The 4,373-nt window shown below is 71.1% G+C and carries 2 protein-coding genes and 1 pseudogene; all 3 read left to right on the top strand.

The window, feature by feature from the left end:
- Positions 1-412 (top strand): GTP-binding protein (locus tag SCA03_RS34405; RefSeq protein WP_174864526.1); only part of this gene is annotated, 412 nt, incomplete at its 5' end.
- A gap of 453 nt (positions 413-865) precedes the next feature.
- Complete coding sequence (locus SCA03_RS34400; RefSeq protein WP_086813995.1) at positions 866-4,303, top strand: sensor histidine kinase; 3,438 nt, start codon at positions 866-868, stop codon at positions 4,301-4,303.
- A pseudogene (locus SCA03_RS36670) lies at positions 4,254-4,373 on the top strand (roadblock/LC7 domain-containing protein); the annotation flags it as partial. The gene SCA03_RS34400 and the pseudogene SCA03_RS36670, both read left to right, overlap by 50 nt.

Genomic DNA, 4,373 nt, shown 5'->3' with positions numbered 1-4,373 from the left:
TCTGACGCACACCGCGGACAAGACCACCACCACGGTGGCGATGGACTTCGGCCGGATCACCCTCGACGACGATCTGATCCTGTATCTGTTCGGTACGCCCGGCCAGGACCGCTTCTGGTTCATGTGGGACGACCTGGTGCGCGGGGCGATCGGTGCGGTGGTCCTGGTGGACACGCGTCGGCTGGCGGACTGCTTCCCCGCGGTGGACTACTTCGAGAACAGCGGCCTGCCGTTCATCATCGCGCTGAACGGTTTCGACGGGCATCAGCCCTACTCGCCGGAGGAGGTCCGCGAGGCCCTTCAGATCGGGCCGGACGCCCCGATCATCACCACCGACGCCCGGCACCGTGCCGAGGCCAAGAGCGGCCTGATCACGCTGGTCGAGCACGCCCTGCTCGCTCGTCTGAAGTGAGCCGCGCGGCGGCGTCGTGACCGGGAGCACGGCGGCCGCCGCACCGGATCCGGCCCGCCGGCCGGGCCCGAGGAAGCGCTTCCGGAAGGCGGAAGGGCCCCTCTGGGCGCCGCGCACCGACACAGCCGGAACGCCTCGACCCGGCTGTGTTCTTCGTCATGCCGGTCAGCGGCCCGGCCTCGCCTTCATAACGTTTCGACAGACAATCGCGGCAGCCCGAACACGGCTGGCGAGCGGAACGTCTCACTCTGCGCACGAAATCCACGCCATTTGGCGCTCAGCGGCCCCAATGCCCCGTTTTTCCTGCGCACGCTCCGGTGTTTTCGCAGGTCCGCGATCTCTCCGCCAACTGTTTGGAGGGATCGGCCCTGACGTGCTGCAATTCCCTGAACTCAGCAGTAGACGGCGCAAGCTGACGCAGGGGGCGCCGAGCGCCGAGAGGTGAGAAGTCGAGTGAGGCGATCGAAGAAGGGTAGTGCGGGCCCCACACCGCACAACCCGGCGGAGTCGCGGGGGAACTTCACCCCGCCGTCACGGAGCGCCGCGCCGGGCGGCCCGCGGACGGGGGCACCTCAGTCGGAAGCGCGCACCACGGGCGCGGGCCGCAAATGGTCGGCACGCAACTGGCGGGTGCCGACACGGCTGAACGCGATTCTGCTGCTGCCGGTGATCGTCGCACTGGTCTTCGGCGGCATCAAGGTCGAGTCCGACTTCGCCACCTGGCAGGACGCCAGGGAGGCCCAGCGCACCGCCGAACTCGTCGAGGCCGCGGCCGACTACGGCAACGCACTCATCGACGAGCGCGACCGCACCGCCGAGCCGCTGCTGAAGGGCAAGCGGAACGATCCCGAGGTGAAGGAAGCGCGCAAGGCCACCGACGAGGCGGGCCGCCGGTTCAAGAAGGCCGTCGCCGACCTTCCGGACAACCCCGGTCTCAAGCGCCGGCTGGCCGCGTTCGAGAAGCAGGAACCCGGGCTGCCGGTGCTCCGTGAGACGGCCTACGGCAAGGGCATGGGCGGGGTGAAGACGGAAGAGAAGTACGTCGACATCCAGCATCCGCTGATGGAGTTCGCCAACGAACTCGGCCTGGGCACCGGCAATGTGACCTCCTACGGCCGGACCGTCTACGCGATCTCCCTGGCCAAGGCCGCAGAATCGCTTCAGCGCGGGCTCGGCACCCATCTCATGGTGGACGCCGGCCCCTCGGCCAAGGAGAAGGAGCAGCAGCTCACCGCGCTGGCCTCCTACCACTACCTGGAGCGCATCGCGCTCGGCGAGTACACCTCCGGCGGCCGCGCCGAGGACGTCCGGCTCCTCAAGAACGAGGTCGGCAAGGCCAAGCAGGCCGGCCGGGAGAAGACGCAGGAGGCCAAGGAGAAGGCCGCCGCGGCCGGCAAGCCCGTCGTGACCCCGCCGTCCATGGACAAGATGGTCCAGCTGATCGGCAGCGGCGCGAGCCCGGGCAAGCTGCGCTCCGAGGGCGTGACCACCGAGAGCTGGAACGCCACCTCCACCGCGACGTTCGACGCCTACCGCGCCGTCGAGAAGCAGCTGACCGCGCACGCCGTCGACGAGACCGAGCAGATCGCCTCCGACGCGCTGCGCGACGCGGTCCTCAACGCGGCGCTGCTGCTGGTGGCCCTGCTGATCGCGTTCGTCATCGCCGGCCGGATGGCCCGGTCGATGAGCCGGAACATGCGCACCCTGCGCGGCGCCGCCTTCGACGTCGCCGAACAGCGCCTGCCGATGCTCGTCGACCAGCTCTCGCGCGCCGAGCCGGGGCGGGTCGACACCCGGGTGCAGCCCATTCCGATCCGGACGAGCGACGAGATCGGCGAGGTGGCCCGCGCCTTCGACCAGGTGCACCGCGAGGCCGTCCGGCTCGCTTCCGAGCAGGCCATGCTCCGCGGCAACGTCAACGCGATCTTCACCAACCTCTCCCGCCGGAACCAGGGCCTCATCGAGCGGCAGCTCACCCTGATCACGGACATGGAGAACAGCGAGGCCGATCCGGACGCGCTGGAGCATCTGTTCCGGATGGACCACCTGGCCACGCGGATGCGCCGCAACGGCGAGAACCTGCTGGTGCTCGCCGGTGAGGAGCCCGGGCGCCGGTGGACCGAGCCGGTGCCCCTCGTCGACATCCTGCGCGCCGCCTCCTCCGAGGTGGAGCACTACGAGCGCATCGAGGTCGCGGGCATCCCGGAGACCGAGATCCACGGCAGGGTCGTCAACGACCTCGTGCACCTGCTCGCCGAACTGCTGGAGAACGCCACGTCGTTCTCCTCACCGCAGACGAAGGTGCGGGTCAACGCCACCCGGCTGCCCGACGGCCGGCTGATGATCGAGATCCATGACAAGGGCATCGGCCTGACCGCCGAGGACTTCGCCGACCTCAACCACAAGCTGGCCAACCCGCCCTCGGTGGATGTCGCCGTCTCGCAGCGCATGGGCCTGTACGTGGTCGGCAGGCTGGCCGACCGGCACGGCATCCGGGTCCAGCTGCGGCCCTCCGGCGAGCAGGCGGGCACGACCTCGCTGGTCATGCTGCCGGACGCGATCACCCACGGCGGAGGCGGCGACGAGCCGGCCGAGGAGGACTTCACCGTCTCCCGCATCGTCCCCGAGCAGTCCGGCACGGGGTCCGTGCCCGGGCCCGAGGCCCGGTCGGCCGCCGAACTGGGCTTCGACGACTCGCGGTACGGCCCGTCCGAGGAGCTGTCCTCGCTGGGCCCGGTGGGCCGGGCCCGGCTGCGCGACGAGCGCCGCGCGGTCCAGGGCGGTCAGGGCAACCAGGCCGGTCAGGCCGGTCAGACCGGTCAGGCTCCCGAACCGCCGCGGCAGCCCGGGGCCGAGCAGCCCGCGGGGCCGCTCACCGCACCGCACGGCCAGGAGCAGCAGTCCCACGCCGCCGGCCCGTACGGCCAGGCCCCCGAGCAGGGCCCCTACGAGCAGGCCGGTTACGCACAGCCGGGCTACGAGCAGACCGGCTATGCACAGCAGCCCGGTTTCGACCAGCCCGGTTTCGAGGGCGGTCCTGGCCAGGGCATCCCGGGTCACCCGGAGTCCGGCAGCGGCGTACATCCGCAGCGGGGCGATGAGTTCACGCCACGGACCGACGAATTCCAGTCGTACCCGCAGCAGTTCACCGAGCAGCACTCTGGTCCGTACCAGACTCCGTACGCCGGTCCGGGCTTCGCCCCCGAAGACCCCGCCGGCGACGGCGGCTTCGGGGGACGGGGCACCCACCGGGCCCCGGACGCGGCGGGTGAGACGACCGGCCGGCACGCCTTCCCGGCGCCGTCCGAGCCGTCCCAACTGCCCGCGTACGACGGTCAGTACGCCCCTCAGCAGCCGGAAGCGGAACCCGCCGCCGGCATTCACGAGGAGGAGCGCGACCGCGTAGGCTTCGACCGTCCGGGCCCCCACCCGAGCAGCTTCCGCACCACGACTGACGCCGGTCTTCCCCGCCGTGAGCCGGGGCGTTCGCCGCTCGACGGGGGTCAGGAGGCGCAGCACGAGGCCGGCCGGCCCGGTGTGGAAGCTCCCTCGGAGCAGCCCGGTCAGCAGCCGTCAGCGGAGGAAACCGGAACCCACCGGCGGTCCGTGAACGACGAACGCTGGGACAGGGCGGGCCAGTTGCGCACCCCGCAGGCCGGTGGCGTGACCTCGTCCGGCCTGCCGCGGCGCGTGCCCAGGGCGAACCTGGTCGACGGTGCCGCGGAAGAGAGCCCGCAGGGCGGCCCCTCGGTCTCCCGCGCGCCGGAGGACGTGCGCGGCAGGCTGAGCAACCTGCACCGCGGTGTCCGACGGGGGCGCACGGCGGGCGACGCCAACCAGAATGACCGACAGGGCTTCGGCCCCGGCAGCACCTACGATCAGGAGCGTTAGTGTGAGCCCGATGAGCCAGGCGGCGCAGAACCTGAACTGGTTGATCACGAATTTCGTGGAGAACACCCCC

This window comes from Streptomyces cacaoi, assembly GCF_006539165.1.
Classification (GTDB): Bacteria; Actinomycetota; Actinomycetes; order Streptomycetales; family Streptomycetaceae; genus Streptomyces; species Streptomyces cacaoi.
Note: the sequence above shows the minus strand (reverse complement) of the source record. Positions and strands in the feature narration are given on the sequence as shown.